General features: G+C 63.5%; 24 protein-coding genes. 10 read left to right on the plus strand and 14 right to left on the minus strand.

Annotated features, from left to right (window positions below; translation table 11 throughout):
• Positions 1–118 precede the first annotated feature (118 nt).
• Positions 119–1,363, plus strand: coding sequence for a sterol desaturase family protein (locus J7655_RS01805; RefSeq protein WP_230926305.1), 1,245 nt, complete (start codon positions 119–121; stop codon positions 1,361–1,363).
• Here J7655_RS01805 and J7655_RS01810 read toward each other — a convergent pair.
• Positions 1,331–1,885 (minus strand): DedA family protein, encoded by a 555-nt coding sequence (locus J7655_RS01810; RefSeq protein ID WP_230926306.1) that lies wholly within the window; start codon positions 1,883–1,885, stop codon positions 1,331–1,333. The two genes, J7655_RS01805 and J7655_RS01810, sit on opposite strands and share 33 nt — an antisense overlap.
• 220 nt (positions 1,886–2,105) lie before the next feature.
• On the opposite strand from J7655_RS01810, the gene hemB reads away from it, so the two are divergent.
• A complete protein-coding gene (gene hemB, locus J7655_RS01815) occupies positions 2,106–3,119 on the plus strand; it encodes a porphobilinogen synthase (protein WP_230926307.1) in 1,014 nt (337 codons plus the stop codon).
• A 19-nt stretch (positions 3,120–3,138) separates the two neighbouring features.
• Complete coding sequence (ppk1, locus tag J7655_RS01820; protein WP_230926308.1) at positions 3,139–5,322, plus strand: polyphosphate kinase 1; 2,184 nt, start codon at positions 3,139–3,141, stop codon at positions 5,320–5,322.
• Positions 5,323–5,553: 231 nt separating this feature from the next.
• On the opposite strand, the gene ppx is transcribed toward ppk1, so the two are convergent.
• The 6 genes from ppx to J7655_RS01850 all read right to left on the minus strand — a co-directional run bounded on the left by ppx (position 5,554) and on the right by J7655_RS01850 (position 10,496).
• Positions 5,554–7,056, minus strand: a complete 1,503-nt coding sequence (ppx, locus tag J7655_RS01825; protein ID WP_230926309.1) for an exopolyphosphatase — start codon at positions 7,054–7,056, stop codon at positions 5,554–5,556.
• Positions 7,057–7,153: 97 nt separating this feature from the next.
• Positions 7,154–7,663: an ureidoglycolate lyase gene (locus tag J7655_RS01830; protein ID WP_230926310.1), complete on the minus strand. Its 510-nt coding sequence runs from the start codon at positions 7,661–7,663 to the stop codon at positions 7,154–7,156.
• Positions 7,660–8,391: an amino acid ABC transporter ATP-binding protein gene (locus J7655_RS01835; RefSeq protein ID WP_230926311.1), complete on the minus strand. Its 732-nt coding sequence runs from the start codon at positions 8,389–8,391 to the stop codon at positions 7,660–7,662. The genes J7655_RS01830 and J7655_RS01835 overlap by 4 nt, the downstream gene beginning before the upstream one ends.
• Positions 8,378–9,028: an amino acid ABC transporter permease gene (locus tag J7655_RS01840; RefSeq protein ID WP_230927651.1), complete on the minus strand. Its 651-nt coding sequence runs from the start codon at positions 9,026–9,028 to the stop codon at positions 8,378–8,380. The genes J7655_RS01835 and J7655_RS01840 overlap by 14 nt, the downstream gene beginning before the upstream one ends.
• Positions 9,025–9,690 (minus strand): amino acid ABC transporter permease, encoded by a 666-nt coding sequence (locus J7655_RS01845; RefSeq protein WP_230926312.1) that lies wholly within the window; start codon positions 9,688–9,690, stop codon positions 9,025–9,027. The genes J7655_RS01840 and J7655_RS01845 overlap by 4 nt, the downstream gene beginning before the upstream one ends.
• A gap of 20 nt (positions 9,691–9,710) precedes the next feature.
• Positions 9,711–10,496 (minus strand): transporter substrate-binding domain-containing protein, encoded by a 786-nt coding sequence (locus tag J7655_RS01850; protein ID WP_230926313.1) that lies wholly within the window; start codon positions 10,494–10,496, stop codon positions 9,711–9,713.
• Positions 10,497–10,783: 287 nt separating this feature from the next.
• On the opposite strand from J7655_RS01850, the gene J7655_RS01855 reads away from it, so the two are divergent.
• The 5 genes from J7655_RS01855 to J7655_RS01875 all read left to right on the plus strand — a co-directional run bounded on the left by J7655_RS01855 (position 10,784) and on the right by J7655_RS01875 (position 16,121).
• Complete coding sequence (locus J7655_RS01855) at positions 10,784–11,488, plus strand: FadR/GntR family transcriptional regulator (protein ID WP_230926314.1); 705 nt, start codon at positions 10,784–10,786, stop codon at positions 11,486–11,488.
• A 171-nt stretch (positions 11,489–11,659) separates the two neighbouring features.
• Positions 11,660–11,986: a thioredoxin TrxA gene (trxA, locus tag J7655_RS01860; RefSeq protein ID WP_003458627.1), complete on the plus strand. Its 327-nt coding sequence runs from the start codon at positions 11,660–11,662 to the stop codon at positions 11,984–11,986.
• Between the two features lie 307 nt (positions 11,987–12,293).
• Positions 12,294–13,553, plus strand: coding sequence for a transcription termination factor Rho (gene rho / locus J7655_RS01865; RefSeq protein ID WP_147810148.1), 1,260 nt, complete (start codon positions 12,294–12,296; stop codon positions 13,551–13,553).
• 133 nt (positions 13,554–13,686) lie between these two features.
• The gene (gene ubiD, locus J7655_RS01870) at positions 13,687–15,153 is read left to right on the plus strand and encodes a 4-hydroxy-3-polyprenylbenzoate decarboxylase (RefSeq protein ID WP_230926315.1); all 1,467 of its coding nucleotides are present in this window, start codon (positions 13,687–13,689) and stop codon (positions 15,151–15,153) included.
• Positions 15,153–16,121 (plus strand): CDP-6-deoxy-delta-3,4-glucoseen reductase, encoded by a 969-nt coding sequence (locus J7655_RS01875; protein WP_230926316.1) that lies wholly within the window; start codon positions 15,153–15,155, stop codon positions 16,119–16,121. The genes ubiD and J7655_RS01875 overlap by 1 nt, the downstream gene beginning before the upstream one ends.
• A gap of 165 nt (positions 16,122–16,286) precedes the next feature.
• Here the strand turns inward: J7655_RS01875 and J7655_RS01880 are convergent, their stop codons facing one another.
• Positions 16,287–17,267, minus strand: coding sequence for an NADPH:quinone oxidoreductase family protein (locus tag J7655_RS01880; RefSeq protein WP_230926317.1), 981 nt, complete (start codon positions 17,265–17,267; stop codon positions 16,287–16,289).
• Positions 17,268–17,422: 155 nt separating this feature from the next.
• Here J7655_RS01880 and J7655_RS01885 point away from each other — a divergent pair, with 155 nt between their 5' ends.
• Positions 17,423–17,827: a flagellar basal body-associated FliL family protein gene (locus J7655_RS01885; protein ID WP_230926318.1), complete on the plus strand. Its 405-nt coding sequence runs from the start codon at positions 17,423–17,425 to the stop codon at positions 17,825–17,827.
• A 128-nt stretch (positions 17,828–17,955) separates the two neighbouring features.
• On the opposite strand, the gene J7655_RS01890 is transcribed toward J7655_RS01885, so the two are convergent.
• From J7655_RS01890 to J7655_RS01910, 5 genes are all read right to left on the minus strand, one after another.
• The gene (locus tag J7655_RS01890) at positions 17,956–19,080 is read right to left on the minus strand and encodes an ABC transporter permease (protein ID WP_230926319.1); all 1,125 of its coding nucleotides are present in this window, start codon (positions 19,078–19,080) and stop codon (positions 17,956–17,958) included.
• Entirely contained in the window at positions 19,080–21,785 is a 2,706-nt protein-coding gene (gene rbbA, locus J7655_RS01895) for a ribosome-associated ATPase/putative transporter RbbA (RefSeq protein WP_230926320.1), read from the minus strand. The genes J7655_RS01890 and rbbA overlap by 1 nt, the downstream gene beginning before the upstream one ends.
• Positions 21,782–22,849 (minus strand): HlyD family secretion protein, encoded by a 1,068-nt coding sequence (locus J7655_RS01900; protein WP_179575211.1) that lies wholly within the window; start codon positions 22,847–22,849, stop codon positions 21,782–21,784. Before J7655_RS01900 ends, rbbA begins: the two co-directional genes overlap by 4 nt.
• Before the next feature lie 67 nt (positions 22,850–22,916).
• Positions 22,917–24,773 (minus strand): sensor domain-containing diguanylate cyclase, encoded by a 1,857-nt coding sequence (locus J7655_RS01905; RefSeq protein ID WP_230926321.1) that lies wholly within the window; start codon positions 24,771–24,773, stop codon positions 22,917–22,919.
• Between the two features lie 49 nt (positions 24,774–24,822).
• Positions 24,823–25,272: an EVE domain-containing protein gene (locus tag J7655_RS01910; RefSeq protein ID WP_230926322.1), complete on the minus strand. Its 450-nt coding sequence runs from the start codon at positions 25,270–25,272 to the stop codon at positions 24,823–24,825.
• A 195-nt stretch (positions 25,273–25,467) separates the two neighbouring features.
• On the opposite strand from J7655_RS01910, the gene J7655_RS20770 reads away from it, so the two are divergent.
• Positions 25,468–25,599 carry a hypothetical protein gene (locus J7655_RS20770; RefSeq protein WP_104728536.1) on the plus strand — a complete coding sequence of 44 codons (132 nt, stop codon included), beginning with the start codon at positions 25,468–25,470 and terminating at the stop codon, positions 25,597–25,599.
• Positions 25,600–25,653: 54 nt separating this feature from the next.
• Here the strand turns inward: J7655_RS20770 and J7655_RS01915 are convergent, their stop codons facing one another.
• Positions 25,654–26,250 (minus strand): 5-formyltetrahydrofolate cyclo-ligase, encoded by a 597-nt coding sequence (locus J7655_RS01915; RefSeq protein ID WP_125874205.1) that lies wholly within the window; start codon positions 26,248–26,250, stop codon positions 25,654–25,656.
• Between the last annotated feature and the right edge of the window lie 48 nt (positions 26,251–26,298).

The raw sequence follows: 26,298 nt of genomic DNA on the forward strand, positions 1-26,298 counted from the left end.
CTGGATTGTCGCCAAATGCCACTTGCGCTGTCACTTGTCGTCGCGAAGCCTGGCGAACCTGCGCATAGGATGAATAACAGCGCATTCCCGACACAAAGTACAACGATAGGGCGCAGTCATGGATTATGTTCTCTACGCGGTACCCTTCTTCTTTCTGCTGATCGGCCTGGAACTGCTCGCCGACCGCTGGCGCGGCATGCACACCTATCGCCTGGCTGATGCAATCAACAGTCTCAGTGCTGGTGTTTTGTCGCAAGCCACCGGCCTGCTCACCAAGGTGCTCGGCCTGCTCACCTACGCCTTCGCCTGGGAGCATCTGGCGCTGTTCGACCTGTCTGACAGTAGTCTCTGGGTGTGGCTCTTCGCCTTCGTCCTCTATGACTTCTGCTACTACTGGAACCACCGCCTGGGTCATGAGCGCAATGTGCTCTGGGCCGCGCATGCGGTGCACCACCAGAGCGAGGACTACAACCTTTCCACTGCGTTACGGCAAACCAGCACCGGCTTCATTTTCGGCTGGATCTTCTACCTGCCGATGGCCGTGCTCGGTGTGCCGCCGCTGGTATTTCTCACTGTTGCCGCCCTCAATCTGCTGTATCAGTTCTGGGTACATACCCGGCATATTCCCAAGCTGGGCTGGTTCGAGTGGCTGTTCATCACGCCGTCCAATCACCGCGTTCATCATGCGCTGAATCCTGTCTACATGGATCGCAATTACGGCGGTGTGTTCATTGTCTGGGATCGATTATTTGGCACCTTCCAGGAGGAGCTGGACGCGGAGCCGGTGATTTTCGGTGTGACCGTACCGCTGGCCAGCTGGAACCCGCTGTGGGCCAACCTGCAGGTCTACGCCGGGCTATGGAATGACGCCAGGCGCGCCAGTTCCTGGTGGGACAAGCTGCGCATCTGGTTCATGCCCACCGGCTGGCGTCCGGCCGATGTGGCGGCGCGTTACCCGCAGGCCAAGGCGGACTTGAGTCAGTTCCGCAAGTTCGAGGTGCCATTGGCGCGTGCTGCACAGCTCTACGCGCTGCTGCAGTTCATCTGTTACCTGCTGGCCGGTGTCTGGCTGCTGGCGCAGGGCGACGCGCTCTCAACGGGCGCTGTGCTATTGGCCTGCCTGTGGACGGCGTTGGGGCTGTGCAGCATCGGTATGTGGCTGGAGAACCGCAGGCATGCCTGGCAGCTGGAGTGTCTGCGCCTGGCGAGCAACCTGCCGGCATTCTGGCTGGCCGGCGAACTGGGCATCTTGACCCTGAATGCGACTGCCTGGATGTGGTTGATCGCCTACAGCCTGGTCAGCCTGTTGGGCATATGGTGGGCTCGCGGTTCAGCCGCGCCGGCGCTGACGCCACCGGTATAGCCAGGCGAGGGAAAGCAGCAGCACCACGGCCGCGAGCAGGATGACCTGGTAGTTGCGCAGTTCTTCAAGCAGGCCGCCCATGGCATTGCCCAGGCTGTAGGCCAGCAGGCTGATGCCGCCGGCCCAGACACCGGCGCCGATGGCGTCGAGCAGCAGGTAGCGGCGCCAGGAATAGCCGGACAGGCCGATGGTCAGCGGCATCACCGTGCGCAGGCCATAGAGAAAGCGAAAGCACAGCACCCACAGATCCGGGTAACGCTTGATCAGCGCGCTGGCGCGTTCGCCCATTGGTTGCCAGCGCGGTTTGCGCTCAAGCAGCGCGCGGCCGTGACGGCGGCCAAGGTAGTACCACAGCTGATCGCTGGCGAAGGTGCCGAGGAAGGCGCATAGCGCCACCCATTCGATCTCCAGTACGTTGCGCACGGCCATGTAGGCGGCCAGCAGCAGGGATACTTCACCTTCGAGGAAGGTGCCGAGTATCAGTGCCGGATAGCCAAACTGGCGGATCAGGTCTTGCAGCATGTGGCGTGCTCATGACAACAGGTTATGCAGATTACTCCGACCGCAAGGAAGCCGAAAGGTGGCGCGGCATGCCACAATGGCCAGGTTTCGTGGCATTGCTGCCGCTCCCCGTTACCTTGCGACCTGCAGTCGCACGGCGTCACGGGGTTGTCATCATTTGGTCATAATGCCCGCTTATAACCGTCACACTGGCCCGCCCATGCGGGCTCTGGAGTCTGCCGTGAGCGTTACCCCCGCCAACCGTCTGTTCCCTGCCACCCGTCTGCGTCGTAACCGTCGTGATGACTTCTCCCGCCGCCTGGTACGTGAGAATCGCCTTAGCGTCGATGATCTGATTCTGCCGGTGTTCGTCCTCGACGGCGAAAACCGTCGCGAAACCGTGCCGTCGATGCCGGGCGTCGAGCGCCTGTCCATCGACCTGCTACTCAAGGAAGCCGAGCACTGGGTCGAGCTGGGCATTCCGGCGCTGGCGCTGTTCCCGGTGACGCCGCTGGAGAAGAAATCCCTCGACGGCGCCGAGGCCTGGAACCCGGACGGTATTGCCCAGCGCGCAATCCGCGCGCTACGTGCGAAATTCCCCGAGCTCGGCGTGATCAGTGACGTCGCCCTCGACCCCTTCACCACCCACGGTCAGGACGGCATCCTCGACGAGTCCGGCTACGTGCAGAACGACATCACCGTCGATGCGCTGGTCAAGCAGGCGCTGTCGCATGCCGAGGCCGGTGCCCAGGTGGTGGCACCGTCGGACATGATGGACGGCCGTGTGCAGGCCATTCGCGAGGCGCTGGAGCTGGCCGAGCACGTCAGCGTGCGCATCATGGCCTACTCGGCCAAGTACGCCAGCGCCTACTACGGCCCGTTCCGCGATGCGGTGGGCTCGGCGGCCAACCTCGGCAAGGGCAACAAGCTCGGCTACCAGATGGACCCGGCCAACGGCAGCGAGGCGCTGCATGAAGTGGCGGCCGACCTGGCCGAGGGCGCCGACATGGTCATGGTCAAACCCGGCATGCCTTATCTGGACATCCTCTGGCGGGTCAAGGATGCCTACAAGGTGCCGACCTTCGTCTATCAGGTCAGTGGCGAGTACGCCATGCATATGGCGGCGATTCAGAACGGCTGGCTCAGCGAAGCGGTCATCCTGGAGTCGCTCACGGCCTTTAAACGAGCCGGTGCCGATGGCATCCTCACCTATTTCGCCGTACGGGCGGCAGAACTGCTAAAACAAGGGCGATGACGCCCACAGGAACTCAGCGATGAACAGCGAAGGACTCAACAGCGAAGTGCTCGACAATGACCTGCCTCCGGCCGAAGTGGTCGCCGAGCCGCCGGTCGTGGAAATCCCGCCGCCGGCCCCGATCCCCAGCCTGGATGACAGCAGCCTGTACATCCACCGTGAACTGTCGCAACTGCAGTTCAATATCCGCGTGCTGGAGCAGGCGCTGGACGAGTCCTATCCGCTGCTCGAGCGGCTGAAGTTCCTCTTGATTTTTTCCAGCAACCTCGACGAGTTCTTCGAGATTCGCGTCGCCGGCCTGAAGAAACAGATCAACTTCGCCCGTGAACAGGCCGGTGCCGATGGCCTGCAGCCACATCAGGCGCTGGCGCGCATCAGCGAGCTGGTACACGAGCAGGTCGAGCGGCAGTACGCCATTCTCAACGACACGCTGTTCCCGGCGCTGGCCAAGCACAACATCAACTTTATCCGCCGGCGCTTCTGGACCACCAAGCTCAAGGCCTGGGTGCGCCGCTATTTCCGTGACGAGATCGCGCCGATCATCACCCCCATCGGCCTCGACCCGACGCACCCCTTCCCGCTGCTGGTGAACAAGAGCCTGAACTTCATCGTCGAGCTCGAGGGCGTCGATGCCTTCGGTCGCGATTCCGGTCTGGCCATCATCCCGGCGCCACGCCTGCTGCCGCGCATCATCAAGGTGCCGGAGGACGTTGGGGGCCCTGGCGACAACTACGTGTTCCTGTCGTCGATGATCCACGCCCACGCCGATGATCTGTTCCAGGGCATGAAGGTCAAGGGCTGCTACCAGTTCCGCCTGACCCGCAACGCCGACCTGTCGGTGGACACCGAGGACGTCGAGGACCTGGCGCGTGCCCTGCGTGGTGAGCTGTTCAGCCGCCGCTATGGTGATGCGGTGCGTCTGGAGGTGGTCGACACCTGCCCGAAACACCTGCGCGATCATCTGCTCAAGCAGTTTGGCCTGACCGAGGGCGAGCTGTATCAGGTCAACGGCCCGGTCAACCTGACCCGCCTGTTCAGCATCACCGGCCTGGATAACCGCCCGGAGCTGCAGTACGCGCCGTTTACCCCGGTGATCCCCAAGCTGCTGCAGAACGCAGAGAACATCTTCAGCGTGGTGAGCAAGCAGGACATCCTCCTGCTGCACCCCTTCGAGTCCTTCACCCCGGTGGTGGACCTGTTGCGCCAGGCGGCGAAAGATCCGCACGTGCTGGCGATCAAGCAGACCCTGTATCGCTCCGGGGCCAACTCGGAAATCGTCGACGCCCTGGTGGAGGCTGCGCGTAACGGCAAGGAAGTCACCGCGGTGATCGAGCTGCGTGCGCGCTTCGACGAGGAATCCAACCTGGCCCTGGCCAGCCGTCTGCAGGCCGCCGGTGCGGTGGTGATCTACGGTGTGGTGGGCTTCAAGACCCACGCCAAGATGATGCTGATTCTGCGCCGCGAGAACGGCGAGATCGTCCGCTACGCCCACCTGGGCACCGGTAACTACCACGCCGGCAACGCCAGGCTGTACACCGACTACAGCCTGCTCACTGCCGACGTTGCGCTCGGTGAGGACGTGTCCAAGCTGTTCAGCCAGCTCATCGGCATGGGCAAGACCCTGCGCATGAAGAAGCTGCTGCATGCGCCCTTCACCCTGAAGAAGACCCTGCTCGACCTGATCGCCAAGGAAACCGCCGCAGCGGCCGAAGGCAAGCCGGCGCAGATCATCGCCAAGTTCAACTCGCTGACCGATCCCAAGGTCATCCGCGCGCTGTACAAGGCCAGCCAGACCGGGGTGAAGATCGACCTCGTGGTACGCGGCATGTGCTGCCTGCGTCCGGGCATTGCCGGGGTGTCGCATAACATCCAGGTGCGCTCGATCATCGGCCGCTTCCTCGAGCACACGCGGGTGTTCTACTTCCTCAACGGTGGCGACGAGAAAATCTACCTGTCCAGCGCCGACTGGATGGAGCGCAACCTCGACAAGCGTGTGGAGACTTGCTTCCCGGTGGAGGGCAAGAAGCTGATCATGCGCGTGAAGAAGGAGCTGGAAAGCTACCTGACCGACAACACCCAGGCCTGGGTGCTGCAACCCGATGGCCGCTATGTGCGGCTGCAGCCAACCGGTAACCAGAACCCGCGTAGCGCGCAGTCAGGCTTGCTGGAGAAACTGACCGCGCCCGTAGTCAGCGCCCGCTAAAAGCGGCTGCGTGCAGCCCTCTGATGACCCTCTCCCTCCGGGAGAGGGTGCCCGAAGGGCGGGAGAGGGTTGAGGCCGCGTGTCGACGCTTTTGGAAGCACAGCCTCCTACGCCGGTGAGCGCCTGATCGCTGTCACCCTCATGGAACAGCGGCTATTTCGGTTTTCGAGCCCCGGATTGCATCCGGGCTACAGGCTGACGTGCGTAGGGTGCGCTGTGCGCACCACCCGCTCAACGCACGCTCAACGTCAGATCGATACGCTTGAGCCACTCGGCCTCGGCCTCGAAGTCCGCCAGGGTCAGCGGGTTGGCGGCCAGCCAGCCTTCAGGGAAGACGATCTCCAGGCTGTTGTCGCCCACTATGAACTGCACCTGCGGCATGTCCTGCGAGCCACGGATGTGGTGGAAGAGGATGGCGAAGCGCAGCAGCACGCACAGGCGCATCAGCTTCACGCCTTCCTCGCCGCACTCGGCGAACTTGTCCTTGGGGATGTTGCGGCGGTGGCCGCGTACCAGCAGGGCGAGCATCTGCTGATCCTGGCGCGAGAAGCCGGCCAGATCGGAGTGCTCGATCAGATAGGCGCCGTGCTTGTGGTACTGGTAGTGGGCAATGTCCAGGCCCACCTCATGCACCTTGGCGCCCCAGCTCAGCAGCTCGCGGTGCCAGTCGTCGTTAAGCCCCCAGTCGGCTGCGACCTTGTCCAGCGCTGACAGCGCCTTGGCCTCGACCCGTGCAGCCTGGTCGACGTCGACGTGATAACGCTCCATGAAGGCTGCCAGGGTGCGCTCGCGCACGTCCTCGTGCTGGTGACGGCCGAGCAGGTCGTACAGCACGCCTTCGCGCAGCGCACCTTCGGAGTGGCTCATGCGCTGGATGTCGCAGGCGTCGAAGATGGCTTCGAGAATCGCCAGGCCGGCAGGGAAGATGCCGCGACGATCCGGCTTGATGCCGTCCAGATCGATCTTCTCCACCTCGCCGAGTTTGAACAGCTTGCGCTTGAGCCAGGCCAGGCCCTCGACCGTCACCTCGCCATTGCCCAGCCCGGCTGCCTTGGTCGCCAGGCCGATGGCCTTGATGGTGCCGGAAGCGCCGACGGCGTCTTCCCAGCCGAGGCGGCGCAAGCCCTGTTCGATGCCCATCAGTTCCAGACGGGCGGCGGTGTAGGCCTGGGCGTAGCGCGCCGGGGTGATCTTGCCGTCCTTGAAATAACGCTGGGTAAAGCTGACGCAGCCCATCTGCAGGCTTTCGCGCAGCAGCGGCTCGAAACGCTGCCCGATGATGAACTCGGTGCTGCCGCCGCCAATGTCGGCGACCAGGCGCTTGCCGGGTGTGTCGGCGATGCTGTGGGACACGCCCAGGTAAATCAGGCGTGCTTCTTCGCGACCGGAAATAACCTCGACCTGGTGGCCGAGAATCTCTTCGGCGCGGCGGATGAACACGGCGCGGTTGCGCGCTTCGCGCAGGGCGTTGGTGCCGACGATACGCACGGCGCCTTCCGGCAGGCTGTTGGTGAACTGGGCGAAACGGCGCAGGCAATCCAGGCCGCGTTGCATCGCTTCTTCACTGAGCTGGCGCTCGTCATTCAGGCCTGCCGCCAGTTGCACCTTGTCGCCGAGGCGCTCGAGGATGCGGATTTCATGATTGTCGGCCTTGGCCAAAACCATATGAAAACTGTTCGAGCCCAGGTCGATGGCGGCGATCAGGGGAAAACTCTCGGCAGGGGCTTGGGGCATGATTGCGGCATCTCGTTCGATTTCCGCGCATCCTGCCACGACTGAGCGCATGAGCCAACGCATTCGGTTGTCGCATGAAACTGGTCTAGACCTGTGGTTATCGCAGGTTCAGCACGCTCAGCGGCTGTTTAAGAAGCTGTTCGTCGCAGTTATGCCCCTCGCCGCCACGATCCACCACCAGGAAGCGACCGGGGTGCTGCAGGCATAGCAACGGGTGGTGCCAGGTGCCCCGCGCGTAGTTCACGCCCTGGTCCGGCGCGCTGATGAAGGCGCGTATTTTCGACTCGTCCAGTTCGCCGGGCGGGGCGACGACGATCAGCATGCGTCCGCCGTCCACCGGGTAGAACGCCTGGCTGCCCAGCGGGTGGCGTTCGAGCATGCGAATCTCGATGGGCGCGTGCCAGGCCTTGCCCTCGAAGATGTTCACCAGGGTTCTTGGCGATTCGCCGGCCAGCTCCACCTGCACCAGATCGTGGTAGCGGGTGGTGGTGCCGGCATTGATCGGGAAGGCTGTGGCGCCGGCTGTTTCGATCACGTCGCCGAAGGGCGCGAAGGCTTCGCGGGTCAGCGGCTCGATACGCAGCGGCAGGGGTGCTGGTGCGTTCACAGGTTCACCGAGCCGATGAAATTGCGCAGCTCTTCGGTCTGCGGCGCGGCGAACAGCGCTTTCGGATCACCGATCTCGTGCACCTTGCCCTGATGCATGAACACCAGCTTGTCGCCGACTTCGCGGGCGAAGCGCATCTCGTGGGTGACCATGATCAGGGTCATGCCCTCGCTGGCCAGTTGCTTGACCACCGCCAGCACCTCGTTGACCAGCTCCGGGTCGAGCGCCGAGGTGATCTCGTCGCACAGCAGTACCTTGGGCGACATGGCCAGGGCGCGGGCGATGGCCACGCGCTGCTGCTGGCCGCCGGACAGACGCTCGGGGTAGGCGTCGAATTTTTCGCTCAGGCCGACGCGTTCGAGCATCTGTCGGGCGATCTGCTCGGCCTCGGCGCGCGGGGTTTTCTTCACCACCTGCGGCGCCAGCATGACGTTCTCGCCGACGGTCAGATGCGGGAACAGGTTGAACTGCTGGAACACCATGCCGACTTTCTGCCGCAGGCTGCGCAGGTCGGCGCGGGCGGCGTCGATGTACTCGCCGTCGACTTCGATCACGCCGTCGTTGATCGATTCCAGACCGTTGAGGGTGCGCAGGAAGGTGCTCTTGCCCGAGCCGCTGCGACCGATGATGGCGACCACTTCGCCTTCCTCCACCGTCAGGTCGATGCCCTTGAGCACATGGTTGTCGCCGTAATACTTGTGCAGGGCGGTGACGTTAAGCAGTGACATTCAGCCTCCTTTCCAGGCGGTATGCAGCGAGCGAGAGCGGGTAGCAAAGCAGGAAGTAACCGAGGGCGACGAAGCCGTAGACCATGAACGGCTCGAAGGTGGCGTTGGCCAGCATGCTGCCGGTCTTGGTCAGCTCGGTGAAACCGATGATCGAGGTCACCGCGGTGCCCTTGACCACCTGCACGGAGAAGCCGACGGTGGGCGCCACGGCTATGCGCAGCGCCTGCGGCAGCACCACATGGCGCAGGGTTTCCAGGCGGCTCATGGCCAGGCTTTCGGACGCCTCCCATTGGCCACGGTTGATCGATTCGACGCAGCCGCGCCAGATTTCGGCGAGAAAGGCGCTGGTAAACAGCGTCAGTGCGGTGGCCGCGGCCAGCCAAGGCGACACGTCGATGCCGAGCAGGGCGATGCCGAAGAACACCAGGAACAACTGCATCAGCAGCGGCGTGCCCTGGAACAGTTCGATATAGCCACGGGCCAGAATGCGCGGCGCCGATAACGGCGACAGCCGTGCCAGCAACACCAGCAGACCGGCGATGCCGCCGCAGACGAAGGCCACCAGCGACAGCAGTAGCGTCCACTGCAGGCCGGTGAGCAGGTTGCGCAGGATGTCCCAGAGGGTGAAGTCCATCAGCGCTCTCCCATGATGAAGCGGCGGCCGATCCAGGCCAGCAACTGGCGAATGCCGATGGCCATGAGCAGGTACAACGCGGTGGTCAACAGGTAGGTCTCGAAGGCGCGGAAGTTACGCGACTGGATGAAGTTGGCAGCGAACGACAGCTCCTCGGTGGAGATCTGCGAGCACACCGCTGAACCGAGCATGACGATGATGATCTGGCTCGACAGCGCCGGCCACACCTTGCCCAGCGCCGGGCGCAGCACCACATGGCGAAACGTTTCGAAGCGGCTCATGGCCAGTGCGCTGGCGGCCTCAAGCTGGCCATGCGGGATGGCCTGGATGCCGGCGCGGATGATCTCCGTGGAGTAGGCACCAAGGTTGATCACCATGGCCAGAATGGCGGCTTCCCACTCACTCAGGCGCACGCCGAGCGAGGGCAGGCCGAAGAAGATGAAGAACAGTTGGACGATGAACGGCGTATTGCGGGTCAGCTCCACATAGACGCCGAAAATGCGGTCGAACGGGCGGATGCGCCAGGCGCGCAGTATCGCCCCGACGATGCCGAGACCGACACCCAGCAGGGTGCCGATCGCCGTCAGGCCGAGGGTGAAGGCCGCGCCCTGCAGCAGCAGATCGCTGTGCTGCAGGACGGCGGCGAAGTCGAACTGGTACGCCATGGCTCAGCGCTCCGTCAGGCTCAGAGGTCAGCCGGCATGGGCTGCTTCAGCCACTTCTGGCTGAGCGCATCGAGGCTGCCATCGGTCTTGGCGTCGGCGATGATGGCGTTGACCTTGTCCAGTAGCGCGCTCTGGTTCTTGTTCACGCCGACGTACACCGGTGAGTCCTTGAGTTTGAGCTTCATGCTCGGGATGCGCTTGGGATTGCGCTCGGAGATGGCCACCATCACCACGTTACCGCTGGCGATCAGTTCCACCTGGCCGGACAGGTAGGCGGCGATGGTCGAGTTGTTGTCCTCGAAGCGCTTGATGGTGGCGCCTTTCGGGGCGACGTTGCTCAGTTCGATGTCTTCGATCGAGCCGCGAGTGACGCTGATAGTCTTGCCATTCAGGTCATCGAGGCTGGCGATGGCGGCGTCTTCGGGGCCGAACACGCCGAGATAGAAGGGCGCATAGGGCGCCGAAAAGTCGATCACCGCCTCACGCTCGGGGTTCTTGCCGAGGCTGGAAATCACCAGATCGACCTTGCCGGTGGTGAGGAAAGGAATGCGGTTGGTGCTGTTGACCGGGGTCAGCTCCAGCTTCACCGCCAGCTTGTCGGCCAGCAGTTGCGCGGTATCGATGTCCAGGCCACGCGGTTTCATGTCCGGGCCGACCGAACCGAACGGTGGGAAATCCTGCGGCACGGCGACCTTCAGTACGCCAGCCTTGCTGATGTCTTCGAGTGCATCGGCGTGAGCGGTGCTGGCGCCGAAGGCCAGGGCGGCGAACAGGGTACCCAGCAGGGTGCGGTGAAATGTGCGCATGTCGAACTCCCGATGAATGAACGAAAACTGAAGCGTTTTGCCTGGTTCGTGCAGTGCATCGGTTGTGCCAAGTTCAATGAAACAAGGGCTTTCATCGCTTCAGGCGAGCTGAAACAAGGTCTTACTGGTCTGAACAGTTGGCGGAGCTGACCAGTCGGTCAGCATGATTGCTGGTCCATCCTGGTGCGTTCGCTTTGCGGCGTGTTCCATGAGGGCGCGTCGCTTGCCTGGAGTGGTGTTCTGGCCTTACAAAGGCGGCCTAACTGGACTGACCGGCCCGAACAGCGATGAATGCTTCCGCTCCCCGCGCGGTACCCGAATATGCCTTGCAGGCGATCCGCCGTCTGATCGAAGACGAGGGCTATCGCCCCGGCGACGTCCTGCCGTCGCAGCGCGATCTGGCTGAGCGTCTCGGGATCAGTCGTGCCTCTCTGCGCGAGGCGTTGTCATCGCTCAGCGCGCTGGGCCTGGTCAGCGTGCAGGCCGGCAAGGGCGTGTTCGTTCAGGATGCGGCGAAGGCAGAGGCAGCCCATGCGTTCGCCTGGCCCTTCGCTGCGCAGGTGTCGGCGGCCGATACCTTTCAGCTGCGCTTCGCCCTGGAGGGTTTCGCCTGTGGTCTGGCGGCCGGGGTGATGACGGCCGAGGAATTGGACATTCTTGAAGACAACGTCGAGCAGATGCGCCGCGAGCTGCGTGCGGGCGATTTCGAGCAAGCCAACCGGCTGGATTTCGAATTTCACCAGCGTATTCTTGTCGCCAGCGGCAATCAGGCGATGTGTGCTCTGGTGACGTCCAGCGCGGATATTTTCCTGGAAAGTCAGAAGCTGCCGTTCATCCGCCCGGAGCGTGCGCAGGAAACCTGGCAGGAGCATCGCAAGATTCTCAAGGCGCTGGCCCGGCATGCTGCCGGCCCGGCGCAAAAGGCCATGCAGCAGCACATTCGCGCGGCAGCGCTGCGTACCGGAATCGCCTTCATCACCTTGGGTGATTGAAACTATTGAGTGGCTCAATCGCCAGTGCCTTTCGGTGTCACTCAAGCCGGGCTATGATGGCGCCACTTTTTGGTTGCCTGCCATCCTTGGCGGTAACCCTTCGGGCCGTCGCAAGCGACGTCAAAAATTCCTCCCGGCAAATTTTTGCTTCCGAATACACGGAGACTCCTCATGAGCGAATTCATCACCAACGTCAGCGACGCCAGCTTCGACCAGGACGTCATCCAGGCTGAAGGTCCGGTTCTGGTCGACTACTGGGCTGAGTGGTGCGGCCCGTGCAAAATGATTGCTCCGGTGCTCGACGAGATCGCCAAGGAATACCAAGGCAAGCTGAAGATCTGCAAACTGAACATCGACGAAAACCAGGAAACCCCGCCGAAGTACGGCGTGCGTGGTATCCCGACCCTGATGCTGTTCAAGAACGGCAACGTCGAAGCGACCAAGGTTGGCGCGCTGTCCAAGTCGCAGCTGGCAGCCTTCCTCGACAGCAACATCTAAAGAGTAGGGTGGGCTTTAGCCCACCGAGCTGTTCGCAGGTGGCGTGCTGGTGGGCTGAAGCCCACCCTACACCTCTGAGGCAAGTCGCTCTGGAAGGCCCTGCTTTTTGCGGGGTTTTTCGTTTTTAGGGCTAGACGCTGTTTTTTCACGGTGTTAAATTCGGCCTCGCTGCATCTTTCATGCAGCTCTCTGCACGCCGTCGCCGATTCATTCCTATACGAATTCGTTCGCGATCCTGTCGCCTTCTCTGCGGCGCGGCCTCTCAAGCTAACAGCTTTCTTCTCCTCTCGATGATCACGTCATTCCTATGAATCTGACCGAACTCAAGCAAAAGCCGATTGCCGAACTGCTGGACATGGCCGAACAAATGGGCCTGGAAAACATGGCCCGTTCGCGCAAGCAGGACATCATCTTCGCCCTGCTGAAAAAGCATGCCAAAGGCGGCGAGGAAATTTCCGGTGACGGCGTGCTGGAGATCCTCCAGGACGGTTTCGGCTTCCTCCGCTCTGCCGACTCTTCCTACCTGGCCGGCCCGGACGATATCTACGTCTCGCCCAGCCAGATCCGCCGTTTCAACCTGCGTACCGGTGACACCATCGTCGGCAAGATCCGCCCGCCGAAGGAAGGTGAGCGTTACTTCGCCCTGCTCAAGGTCGACAGCATCAACTTCGACCGCCCGGAAAACGCCAAGAACAAGATCCTGTTCGAGAACCTGACGCCGCTGTTCCCCAACAAGCGCCTGACCATGGAAGCCGGTAACGGCTCCACCGAGGACATCACCGGCCGCGTGATCGACCTCTGCGCGCCGATTGGCAAGGGCCAGCGCGGCCTGATCGTCGCTCCGCCGAAAGCGGGCAAGACCATCATGCTGCAGAACATCGCCAGCAACATCACCCGCAACAACCCCGAGTGCCACCTGATCGTTCTGCTGATCGACGAGCGCCCGGAAGAAGTGACCGAAATGCAGCGCACCGTGCGCGGCGAAGTGGTTGCCTCGACCTTCGACGAGCCGCCGACCCGCCACGTGCAGGTCGCTGAAATGGTGATCGAGAAGGCCAAGCGCCTGGTCGAGCACAAGAAGGATGTGGTCATCCTGCTCGACTCCATCACCCGTCTGGCACGTGCCTACAACACCGTGATCCCCAGCTCCGGCAAGGTGCTGACCGGTGGTGTCGATGCCCACGCCCTGGAGAAGCCCAAGCGCTTCTTCGGCGCCGCACGTAACATCGAAGAAGGCGGCTCGCTGACCATCATCGCCACCGCGCTGGTGGAAACCGGCTCGAAGATGGACGAAGTGATCTACGAGGAATTCAAAGGCACCGGCAACATGGAGCTGATCCTCGACCGTCGCGTTTCCGAGAAACGCACCTTTCCGGCGATCAACATCAACAAGTCCGGCACCCGCCGCGAAGAGTTGCTGACTGGCGAAGAAGAGCTGTCGCGCATGTGGATTCTGCGCAAGCTGCTGCACCCGATGGATGAGATTGCGGCCATCGAGTTCCTCATCGACAAGCTCAAGGCCACCAAGACCAACGACGAGTTCTTCCTGTCGATGAAGCGCAAATAAGCGTTGTGGCTTGCCAAAAGGCCGGGGAAACCCGGCCTTTTGCTGTCCGTCACTTTCACTGGCGCTTCTGAAAGTCCGACTTCGGCGCTAAACTTTGCGGCCGACTCTGGCCTGTCCGACACGAGGCTCCTGCATGCAGTATCGCGACCTGCGCGACTTCATCCGTGAACTGGAAAAGCGCGGCGAACTCAAGCGCATCCAGACCCCGGTTTCGCCGATTCTGGAAATGACCGAAATCTGCGACCGCACCCTGCGCAAGGGCGGCCCGGCGCTGCTGTTCGAAAAGCCCACCGGTTTCGACGTGCCGGTGCTCGGCAACCTGTTCGGCACGCCCAAGCGCGTGGCCTTGGGCATGGGCGCCGAAGAGGTGTCCGAGTTGCGCGAGATCGGCAAGCTGCTGGCCTTTCTCAAGGAGCCCGAGCCGCCCAAGGGGCTCAAGGACGCCTGGAGCAAGCTGCCGATCTTCAAGAAGGTCATTTCCATGGCGCCCAAGGTGGTCAAGGACGCGCCCTGCCATGAAGTGATCGAGGAGGGCGATGACGTCGACCTCGGCAAACTGCCTATTCAGCATTGCTGGCCGGGCGACGTGGCGCCGCTGATCACCTGGGGCCTGACCATCACCAAGGGCCCGAACAAGGAGCGGCAGAACCTCGGTATCTATCGCCAGCAGGTGATCGGCCACAACAAGGTGATCATGCGCTGGCTCAGCCACCGTGGCGGCGCGCTGGATTTTCGTGACTGGTGCCAGAAGTACCCGGACAAACCCTACCCCGTCTGTGTTGCGCTTGGCGCCGACCCGGCGACCATTCTCGGTGCCGTGACGCCCGTGCCCGATACCCTGTCCGAATACGCTTTCGCCGGCTTGCTGCGCGGTCATCGCACTGAGCTGGTCAAGGCCCGTGGCAGTGATCTGCAGGTGCCGGCCAGCGCCGAGATCGTCCTCGAAGGGGTGATCCATCCCGGCGAAACCGCGCCGGAAGGTCCCTATGGTGATCACACCGGCTACTACAACGAGGTCGACACCTTCCCGGTGTTCACCGTCGAGCGCATCACTCGCCGCCGCGACCCGATCTACCACAGTACCTACACCGGCCGCCCGCCGGATGAGCCGGCGATCCTCGGCGTGGCGCTGAACGAAGTGTTCGTGCCCATCCTGCAGAAGCAGTTCCCCGAGATCACCGACTTCTACCTGCCGCCGGAAGGCTGTTCCTACCGCATGGCGGTGGTGACCATGAAGAAGCAGTACCCAGGCCACGCCAAGCGCGTCATGCTGGGTGTGTGGTCGTTCCTCAGGCAGTTCATGTACACCAAGTTCGTGATCGTCACCGACGACGATATCAATGCACGGGACTGGAACGACGTGATCTGGGCGATTACCACGCGCATGGACCCCAAACGCGACACGGTGATGATCGACAACACGCCGATCGACTACCTCGACTTCGCCTCGCCGATCTCCGGCCTGGGCTCGAAGATGGGCCTGGACGCTACCCACAAGTGGCCGGGCGAGACCACTCGCGAGTGGGGCCGCGCCATCGAGAAGGATCCGGCCGTGGTGGCGCGCGTCGACGCGCTGTGGAGCGAGCTGGGAATCGATTGATGAACGTCACCCTGCAACCCTCCGGCATCACCCTTGCCCTGCAGCCGGGCGAGCGTATCCTCGATGGCGCCCGTCGTCTGGGTTACGACTGCCCGCAGAGCTGCCGCAACGGCAATTGCCATATCTGCGCTGCCTTGCTGGTGGAAGGCCGTGTGCGGCAGAACGGTGTGGAGCTGGATCACGGCGAGCTGTTCACCTGCCTCGCCGAACCGCTGGAAGACTGCGTGCTGCATTGGGATGGCGTGCTGGCGCCGGGCGAACTGCCGGTGCGCGAGCTGAGTTGCCAGGTGGTCGAGTGCCAGGACGTGGGCGGCGACGTGTTCCGTGTGCGCCTGCGCGCCCCGGCCGGCAAGGCGCCGCGCTATCACGCCGGGCAGTACCTGCTGCTGCAGCGCCCGGATGGCGAGATGGCGGCATTCTCCCTGGCGTCGGCGCCGCATGCCGGACGCGAACTGGAATTGCACATTCTCGCCCGTGAAGACAGCAGTATCGATCTGCTGGAGGCGCTGCGCACAACCGGCATGGCGCGCGTGCAGATGCCCTACGGTGACACTCACCTCGCCGATCTGCCCGATGGCCCGCTGGTGCTGATCGCTGCCGGCACAGGCATGGGCCAGATGCACAGCCTGATCGAGCACTGCCGCGCGGCAGGCTTCACCCATCCGGTGCACCTGTACTGGGGCGCGCGTCGCCCCGAAGATTTCTACGAGCTGCCGCACTGGGCTGAGTGGCAACAGCTGGACAACCTGCGCCTGCATCAGGTGGTCAGCGAACAATGTGGCTGGCAGGGCCGTTGCGGCCTGCTGCACGAAGCGGTGCGCGAGGATTTCCCTGACCTCAAGGCCTTGCACGTCTACGCTAGCGGTTCACCAGCGATGGTCTATGCCACGCTCGACGCACTGGTCGAGGCCGGCATGGACGCCCACCAGATGCGCGCCGATGTGTTCGCCTACGCGCCACGAAGTTGAATTAACAAGCTAATGTCTGTCAGTTAAGCGTCGACGCTGCCAGTGGGTAGGAGCGGCGCCCCGCCGCGAACCAGGGCGATACGCGATTGAAAAGCTTCGCCCTGGGGCGGGGCTCCTACGAAAGACCGCTTTGGCAAGCTTATCTGATCGGGATTGGCTGCAGCGTCACCGAACGGTTACTACCACCTTGCCCACTGCCTTGCGCTGGCCGAGGGTAGCGATGGCTTCGCCGCCGCGCTCCAGCGGGAAGGTCTGCGATACCAGCGGCTTGAGCTTGCCTTCGGCGTGCCAGGCGAACAGTTGCTGGAAGTTCGCGGCGTTGTCCTGCGGCTGGCGCTGGGCGAAGGAGCCCCAGAATACGCCGACTAGGGAGGCGCCCTTGAGCAAAGGCAGGTTGGCTGGCAGGGCCGGGATACCGCCGCCGGCGGCGAAACCCACCACCAGGAAACGGCCGTTCCAGCCGATGCTGCGGAAGGCTTCTTCGAACAGTGTGCCGCCCACCGGGTCGTAGATCACATCCACACCCTGGCCGCCGGTGAGGCGTTTTACCTCGTCCTTCAGGCTTTGCTCGCTGTAGTTGATCAGCTCATCCGCGCCGGCGTTACGCGCCACTTCCAGCTTCTCGGCGCTGCTCGCGGCGGCGATGATCTTGGCGCCCATGGCCTTGCCGATTTCCACCGCGGCCAGACCGACGCCACCGGAGGCGCCGAGCACCAGCAGGGTTTCACCCGGTTGCAGGTTGGCGCGTTGCTTGAGGGCATGCATCGAGGTGCCGTAGGTCATGCCGAAAGCAGCAGCGGTGGTCAGGTCCATGCTCTTGGGCACCGGCAATACGTTGTAGGCCGGCACGGCGACCTCTTCGGCAAAGCCGCCCCAACCCGTCAGCGCCATCACCCGATCACCGGCGCGCAGATGGCTGACCTTCTCGCCGACGGCCTTGACCACGCCGGCTACCTCACCGCCCGGGGCGAAGGGGAAGGGCGGCTTGAACTGGTATTTGCCTTCGATGATCAGCGTGTCGGGGAAGTTGACCCCGGCGGCCTGCACCTCGATCAGCACCTCGTTCTTTTTCGGTTCGGGGCTTGGCAGGTCTTCCAGTACCAGGGTGTCGGCGGGGCCGAAGGCTTTGCACAGCAGGGCTTTCATTAAGGTCATTCCTCTTGCAGGGTGCCTTGCAGTGTAGAAAGCGCCCGCCGAGGGTCAACGAGCATGCCGATGCCTGATAGGTCGGCATAAGCGCCGGGCTTGGGTACATGCGCGCGGATGGCTATGCTAGGCACATCCCCGATGGAGTGCCGAACGTGAAACTGTTGACCGCCCTGCTGCTGAGCCTGTCGATCTGCCTGCCTGCCCTGGCCTCTTCGGAGAAGAAGGAAGAGGTGCCGGCAACGCTGTATCACAACCTGTTCCCGGCGCTGATCGGCAATCTGGCGGATCCGGGCAATCGTCTGAAGTTCTTCAAGGCCGATGTGTCGCTGCGGGTGAACGGCACCGAGGCCGAGGAGAAGCTCAAGCTGCATGAGCCGCTGATCCGCCACCAACTGGTGATGCTGTTCTCGGCGCAGACCAGCGAGACCATCAACGCCCCCGATGGCCGTGAGAATCTGCGCCTGGAGGCGTTGAAGAAGGTGCAGGACGCGATCAATGATGAAGAGGGCAAGCCCATCGTCGAAGACCTGCTGTTCAACAATCTGATCATTCAGTGAAAGGCGGCATAATCAGTCAAGCGTCGACGCTGTGAATGCGTAGGAGCGGCGCCCCGCCGTGAACCGGGGCGCAATGGAAAAGCTTCGCCCCGGGGCGGGGCTCCTATGAAAAGCCGGCTCCGGGGTGTTCAGGCCATCTGCGCCAGGGTCTTGCGAAAACGCGTCAGCGCGGCGATGAAGAACAGCGTGCCGATGCCGGCAATGGCCAGCATGTACGGCCAGACGATGCTCAGCCCGGCGCCGCGATAGAGAATGGCCTGGGCCAGTGCGACGAAGTGGGTGGTCGGCGCCGCGAGCATGATCTGCTGTACCAGCTCCGGCATGCTTTCGCGCGGCGTGGTGCCGCCGGAGAGGATCTGCAGCGGCAACAGCACCAGGATGATCAGCAGGCCCAATTGCGGCATCGAGCGCGCCACCGTGCCGAAGAAGATGCCCATCGAGGTAGTGGCGAACAGGTGCAGCGCCGCGCCAGCCAGAAACAGCACAATCGAACCCTCGATCGGCACCTGTAGCCAGCCCTGCACCACCAGCAGCAGTGACAGCGCCGCAGCTGTGAGCACCACCAGCCCCATCGACCAGACCTTGGCCAGCATGATTTCCAGTGGCGTCACCGGCATCACCAGCAGGTGTTCGACGGTGCCGTGCTCGCGTTCGCGGATCAGCGCCGCGCCGGTGAGGATGATCGACAGCATGGTGATCTGGTTGATCACCTCCATCACCGAGCCGAACCAGGCGCGCGTCAGGTTGGGGTTGAACTCTATGCGTGCCACCAGTTCGGCTGGCTGCTGCAGCTCGCCCCGGTAGCGGCGGACGAACTCGGCCACCTCGCTGGCGCCGATATTCTGGATGTAGCCGGCACCGGTGAAGGCCATGCTGACCTGGGTGGCATCGACGTTGAGCTGGATTGCCGGGCTGCGACCGGCGAGCACGTCGCGCTGGAAGTTCGGCGGAATGTTCAGGGTGAAGGTGTAGCGCCCGGCATCCATGCCGCGATCCATCTCGTTCAGGTCGATACGTTGCGGGGTACGGAAGTAGGGCGCCTGGAAGGCCTGGATCAGCCGTTCGGAGAGTTGCGACTGGTCTTCGTCGACCACGGCGATGGCGGCGTTGTGCAGGCTCTCCGGCATGCTGGTTGCGGCCGAGTAGATGCCCATGCTGAAGGCCCAGATGATCAGCAATACCAGCGCCAGGTCATGCTGCAGGCTGCGCAGCTCCTTGATACCTAGGTGCAGAATGTTGGCCAGGCGTTCCATCACACCTCCTGTTTGCGCAGCAGGCTAGCGCTGAACAGCGTCAGCAGCGGGATGGTCAGCGCCAGAGCGGTGAAGTAGCCGGTCAGGTCCTGCAGCTCCAGCGCCTTGGAGAAGATGCCGCGGCTGATCACCAGAAACTGCGAGGTCGGGTAGAGCTGGCCGATCAGCGCGCCCGCGCCTTCCAGCGAGGCCACCGGGTAGATCAGCCCGGAAAACTGGATGGCCGGCAGCAGGGTGACGATGGCGGTGCCGAACACGGCGGCGATCTGACTGTTGGTGAAGGTCGACATGAGCAGGCCGAGTCCGGTGGCGCAGGCCAGATAGAGCAGGGCGCCGGCCAGCAGAGTCAGCGGGTTGCCCTTGAGCGGGATGTCGAACACCGTGACTGCCAGCAGCATCAGCAGGATGAAGTTGAACAAGCCCAGGGCGATGTAGGGCAGTTGTTTACCGAGCAGGAATTCCAGGCGGGTGACCGGGGTAACGTAGAGATTGATGATCGAGCCCAGCTCCTTCTCGCGCACCACGCCCAGCGCCGTGAGCATCGCTGGGATCAGCATCAGTAGCAGCGGAATCACTGCCGGTACCATGGCCTTGAGGCTTTCCACATCGGGGTTATAGCGGTAGCGCACTTCCAGTTCGGCGGCGCTGGCGGTTTGTGGCTGGGGTGAGCGGCGCGCCAGTTCCGCCAGGTAGTGCTGATGCAGGCCGGTGACGTAGCCCTTGATGGTTTCGGCGCGGGTCGGCATGGCGCCGTCGATCCACATGCCGATCTGCGGATTGTCGCCGCGCTTGAGATCGCGACCGAAGTGCGGCGGAATCTCCACGGCGAGGCTGATATCGCCATTGCGCAGGCGCCGTTCCAACTCGTCGTAGTCGGAGAGCGGCGCCTTCTCCAGGAAGTAGCGCGAGCCGGACAGGTTGAGGTGGTATTCCTGGCTGGTGGTGGTCTGGTCGCGATCGAGCACGGCGAAGGTCAGGTCTTCGACGTCGAGGCTGATGCCATAGCCGATGATGAACAGCAGCAGCACGGTGCCGAGCAGCGCCATGCCGCCACGGATCGGGTCGCGGCGCAGCTCCAGCGCTTCGCGGCGGGCATAGCTGAGCAGGCGGCGCAGGCTGAAGCGTTGACGCTGTTGTGGCGGCGCCTGTTCCAGCGGCGGCGCCTCGCTGACCGCTTGCTCGCCAACCGCCTCCTGCAGGTAGGCGATGAAGGTGGCTTCCAGGCTGTCCAGGCCGCGTTTGTCCATCAAGCCTTGCGGCGTGTCGCTGTCGAGCACGCGGCCGGCGTGCATCAGCGAGATGCGGTCGCAGCGCTGCGCCTCGTTCATGAAGTGGGTGGAGATGAAGATGGTCACGCCGTCCTGGCGCGACAGGTCGAGCATCAGTTGCCAGAAACCGTCACGCGCCACCGGGTCGACGCCTGAGGTGGGCTCGTCGAGGATGAGGATTTCCGGCTTGTGAATCACCGCCACGGCCAGCGACAGGCGCTGGCGGATGCCCAATGGCAGGCGCTCGGGGAGCATGTCCATGACCTCGCCGAGGTCGAAGCGTGCGGCCATCTGCGCCACGCGTGGCTCGATCTCCTCGGCGGGTACGTGAAAGAGTTGCGCGTGCAGCACCAGGTTCTGCCGCACCGTCAGTTCGCCATACAGGGAGAACGCCTGGGACATGTAGCCGACCCGCTTGCGCGTGGCCATGTCGCGCGGGTCAACTGCCTGGCCGAACAGCAGCGCCTCGCCCTCGGACGCTGGCAACAGGCCGGTAAGCATCTTCATGGTGGTGCTCTTGCCGCAGCCGTTGGAGCCGAGAAAACCAAAGATTTCGCCCCGGCGGATGCGAAACGACACCGAATCGACGGCGACGAAATCACCGAAGCGCATGGTTAGACCCTTGGCTTCGATGGCGATCTCGTGGCTGTCTTGCAGGGGTGGAATGAGCACCTGCTGATGGCCACGCCGACGCTCTTCGGGCAACAGCGCGATAAAGGCCTGCTCCAGGCTGGCGCAGTTGGTGCGTTCGCGCAATTCGGCCGGGCTGCCTTCAGCCAGCACGCGGCCGGCATCCATCGCTACCAGGTGGTCGAAGCGTTCGGCTTCCTCCATATAGGCCGTGGCCACCAGCACGCTCATCTGCGGACGCTGTGCGCGGATGCGCGCGATCAGTTCCCAGAACTGGTTGCGCGACAGCGGGTCGACGCCGGTGGTTGGCTCGTCGAGGATCAGCAGGTCGGGGTCGTGGATCAGCGCGCAGCACAGCCCCAGCTTCTGCTTCATGCCGCCTGACAGCTTGCCCGCTGGACGCTCGCGGAAGGCCGACATACCGGTGCTGCGCAGCAGGTCGTCGATGCGCCGCTCGCGCTCGGCAGCGTCCTGACCGAACAGGCGGCCGAAGAAATCCAGGTTCTCGAACACCGACAGCGTCGGGTAGAGGTTCTTGCCCAGACCCTGCGGCATGTAGGCGATATGCGGGCAGACATTGCGCCGATGACGGGCATCGGCCATGTCGCCGTCGAGCACTTCGACGCGGCCGTCCTGAATCTTCCGCGCCCCGGCGATCAGCGCCAGCAGACTGGACTTGCCGACGCCATCGGGGCCGATCAGGCCGACCATGCAGCGGGCCGGCAGTGCCAGCTCAACCTGTTGCAGCGCGTGGGTCTGGCCGTAGCGCAGGCCGACGCCGCTCAGGCGTGCGACCGGCGCGTTCATTGCGGAACCTTGATCGCCAGATGCGCGGGCCACTTGGCGTCAGGGTCGAGGCGCAGGTAGGCCATGCCCGGTACGCCGGTCTTGACCTGCTGCAGGTGCCTGCTCAGCAACTCGGGATCGAGGCGCGCCTTGACCCGGAACATCAGTTTCTCGCGCTCGTTGGCGGTTTCCACGCTCTTCGGGGTGAACTGGGCGACGCTGGCGACATAGCTGACCCTGGCCGGAATCACGTACTGCGGTACGGCATCGATCACCAGGCGTACCTCGCTGCCGAGGGCGACGCGACCGGCCTGGCGTTCGGGCAGGAAGAAGGTCATGTAGACGTCGGTGAGATCCACCAGGTTGAGCAGCTTGCCGCCGGCACCGAGCACTTCACCGGGTTGGGTCACGCGGTATTGCACGCGACCGGCGCGAGGCGCCTTGAGCAGGCTGTCATCGATGTCCACCTGCAGGCGCTCGACGCTGGCGCGGGCGGCCTCGGTCGCTGATTGCGCTTCGATGGCCTGCGATTGCGCGGCGGCGATACCGGCCTCGGCCGAGCTGACCTGGGCGCGCGCGGCGGCCAGCGCGGCTTCGGCGCTTTGCAGGCGGGCCAGATCGTCATCCAGCGTCTGCTGCGCCAGGGCGTTGCGCTTGACCAGGGTGGCGCTGCGCGCGTGACGTTTGCGTGCGGCATCCAGCTCGGCCTGGCGCTGGCGCACCACGGCTTCGGCAGCCAGCTTCTCGCTTTGGCGCAGGCTGATCTGGCTGGCGGCGGTGGTCTGGCCATTCTCGGCCTGGCGCAATTGGGCGCGGGCCTGCGCCAGTTGGGCCTCGAGCACCTGAGTGTCCATGCGCGCGAGAACCTGGCCTGGCTCGACGAAGTCCCCTTCGTCGACCTCGATGTTGGCAACGCGCCCGGCCAGCTTGGTGGCCACATCCACTTCGGTGGCTTCGATGCGTCCGTTGCCGCTGGCGAAGCCCTCGCCCAGGCCGTTCGGGCGCAGCTGCCACCAGGCTGTGGCAGCCAGTAGGGCGACGGCGGCAGCGAGCAGAACGGCCTGGCGAGATGTGATGTTGATCATTTCGGCTTCCCTGTTGAACCCCGGTTGCGGGGTTTTCACGACCTGTCGATTGTCTGCCGAATGGGCCTCAGGTGGCTTGATGCAGGTCAAGCACGGGCGGCTGCCACAGGCAGGTGCGGTTACGCCCTTCATGTTTGGCAAGGTACAGCGCCTGATCGCCCTGGGCGAGCAATTCGCCTGGCTGTTCGTTAATCACCGGATCCACTACGGTGATGCCGATACTCAGGGTCAAACGCCCCAGCGGGCTGCTTGGGTGCTTGATATCCAGGCTGGCAACCGCCGCATGGATGCGTGCGGCGACCTGCTCGGCACCCTCCTGATGGGTGTTGGCGAGGATGATGGCGAACTCCTCGCCGCCGTAACGGCAGGCGGTGTCGCCTTCGCGCTGCAGGCTTTCGCGCAGGGCTGCGCTGACTTTGCGCAGGACATCGTCACCGGCGAGGTGGCCGAGGGCATCGTTGTAGGGCTTGAAGTAGTCGATATCCAGCATCAGCAGTGCCAAGGGTGCCGCGAGGCGACGCAGGCGGCGCCATTCAGTCAGCAATTGCTGATCGAAGTAGCGACGGTTGTACAGGCCGGTCAGGCCGTCGAGCTGTGACAGACGCTGCAATTGCGCTTCCAGTTGCAGGCGCTCGCTGTTGTCGCGGGAAACCGCGATCAGGTATTCGTGATCATGCAGTTGCACCAGTTGGGTGTTGATTTCGGCCGGCTGCCGGCTGCCGTCGCGGCGAATCAGTTCGCGCTGGAAGATCCGCGACAGGTTGTCGCGCTGTGCCTGGCGCGCCTGTTCCAGCCAGCGATGAAAGCCCGGCATGAGCTTGTCCGGGGCATCGCGCAGCAATTCGGCGAACTGCTCGGGGCGGTAGCCGAGCGTGGCGTAGGTGGCCTGGTTCATGTGCAGCAGCTCGCGGCTGTCGCTGTCGAAGATGAACAGTCCGTCATGGCTGGAGTCGGTCAGGTCGAGCACCAGCTGCAGACGTTCACGGTTCTCGCGCAGGCGCTGTTCGGTTTCTTCACGGCGTTCGGCTTCCTCGCGGAAACGTCGATTGGCCAGTTGCAGGGCCCGGGCGCGGCGGCTGTTCTCCAGGGCCAGGGCCAGGGCCGCGACCAGCAGCAGGCTGATGGCCAGGCTGGCGCCGAGCACCACGCCGGGGAGTGGCGACTCGAGCTGGTCGAGCAATTGCTCGGTGGGGCTCAGGCGCAGGCTGAAGCTCTGGTTGTTGAGCAGACTCAGACCCAGTTGCAGGCTGTGCGGTGCATCGCTATCCGCCGTGCCATGTCGGTACAGGCTCTTGTCATGCTCCAGCAGCTCGAGATTGAAGGCTTCGCGGTCGATCTGGGTGAGCAACTGCAGCATCAGCGGCTCGACGCGAAATACGCCCTGGAGGAAGCCGTCGAACACTCGCGTGCCTTCCTGCATCCGGTACAGGGGGGTGTAAAGGACGAAGCCGCGTCCGCCCTGCACCAGTTCGAAACTGCCGGAGAAGCGCTGCTCACCGCTGTCACGGGCTTCCATGGCCAGCGGATAATTCGGGTGTTCGGGGGCCAGCGTGAAATTCAGCGCCGCTTCGTTGCCGGCGACCGGCAGCAGCCAGCGCATGTGCAGGTCGGCGCCGACCCACTGGATCGACTGGTAGACCGGAAAGCCGCGCAGGGTCAGTTCGACCTCCTCGTCCCAGCTGGCACGTGGCAGGCGACCCAGACTGTTCCACAGGCGGGCGATACGCTCGAGGCTGGCGACTTCCAAGTGCAGGGTGCTTTCCAGCTGGCGTGCCAGGCTGCGTGCCTGATAACCGATACGCTCGTCGATGCGCTGCTGTTGCACGGCATCGATCTGGCGCCACAGTAGAACGCTGGCGCTGCTCAGCACCACTAACAGGAACGCCAGCGCAAGGCGCGCCGGCCAGACGGAGGATGCCGGCATGGATAACTCCTGAGGCTCTGTAGGGTGATAGCACAGTGCCGCAGTTGACTCAACGCATGGCGAGAATGGCCGCCCACTGGTCATCGCTGACCGGCATCACGGACAGGCGGCTGCCGCGCTGTACCAGCGCCAGTTCGGCCAGTAGCGGGTTGTTCTTCAGCTGCTGCAGGGGCAGAACCTTGTCGAAGGCTTCGACGAATTCGACGTCCAGGGCGCTCCAGGGGTTCTTCTCGATACTGGCCTTGGGGTCGTGATAATGGCTGTCTGGGTCGAGCGCGGTCGGGTCCGGGTAGATCTCGCCGGCAATGCGTGCAATGCCGGCGATGCCCGGCTGCGGGCAACTGGAGTGATAGAAGAAGAACAGGTCGCCTGCCCGCATCGCGCGCATGAAGTTGCGCGCCTGGTAATTACGTACGCCATCCCAGCGCGTTTTGCCCAGGCGTTGCAGGTCGAGAATCGACAGTTCGTCGGGTTCGGATTTCATCAGCCAATGAGGCATGAACTTTGCTCCTGCAGGTCTGTCCGTAAGCGGACGCTTGTTTGAGTGAAAGTCTCCGACGGTCGGTTGACGCCGGAAATTGCACTGCGTTCGGGACTGGCGGAAAATGCCCGGCTAAACACCTAGCGCCGCCTTATTGCACACAACAATAACGCGCGACCAACGTGCGCATTGCCTTGAAGGGGGAGGCAATAGATGAAACGCAAGCCAGATCTTCTGTGGGTTCTCGTCGTACTGTTCAGCCTGGGTGTGGTTACCACGGGTTACACCCAGAGTCTCTGGGAACGCCAGGGCGACGCTCCAGCCAATATCACGCAGCAGCCCTGACACTCCGCTTGCCCGCGTGAGCACCGCAGGGAGTGCGGTGCCGCAGGGTTCACCTCAATACCACGCCTTGTCCGTCACCGTTGCCTGCAAGGGCACGTCCCAGCTGGCCATCGCCAGTTCGTCCACGCGCTGACATTCGTGCGCCAGGCCCAGTAGTGTCGGCATGTGCCAATTTTTGCGTCTGTGCAGATAGGCCAGGCTGCGGTCGTAGAAACCACCTCCCATGCCCAGGCGCCCGCCACGATCATCGAAGCCCACCAGCGGCAGCAGCACCAGATCCAGGGCCCAGACCTTGCGTTGGCGCTTTGGCTGCGGGCGTGGTTCGAGGATGCGAAAACGATTACCTGCCAGTTTCTCGTGCCGGCTGACGCGCTGGAAGACCATCTTGGTGCGCGGCCAGGCGCTGAGCACCGGCAGGTAGATGTGCTTGCCGCGTTTCTGCGCAGCGGCGAGCAGTGGCCGCGGATCGATTTCACCATCGTTGGGCAGGTACAGGGCGATGTGCCGGGCGCGACGAAACTGCGGGCTTTGTGCCAGTTGCCGATACAGGTTGCGTGCAGCAAGACGTTGCTGGCTACGGCTGAGCGCACGACGGCGCTGGCGCAGTACGCGGCGCAGTTGCGGGCGACTGGGAGTGCTGGACGTGGTCATGAGGTGAGGTTGTGCTGAGGCAGATAGCAGTGCTGAAACGCGCTGCAG

Origin of the sequence: Pseudomonas wenzhouensis (assembly GCF_021029445.1) — a bacterium.
GTDB classification, from domain to species: domain Bacteria; phylum Pseudomonadota; class Gammaproteobacteria; order Pseudomonadales; family Pseudomonadaceae; genus Aquipseudomonas; species Aquipseudomonas wenzhouensis.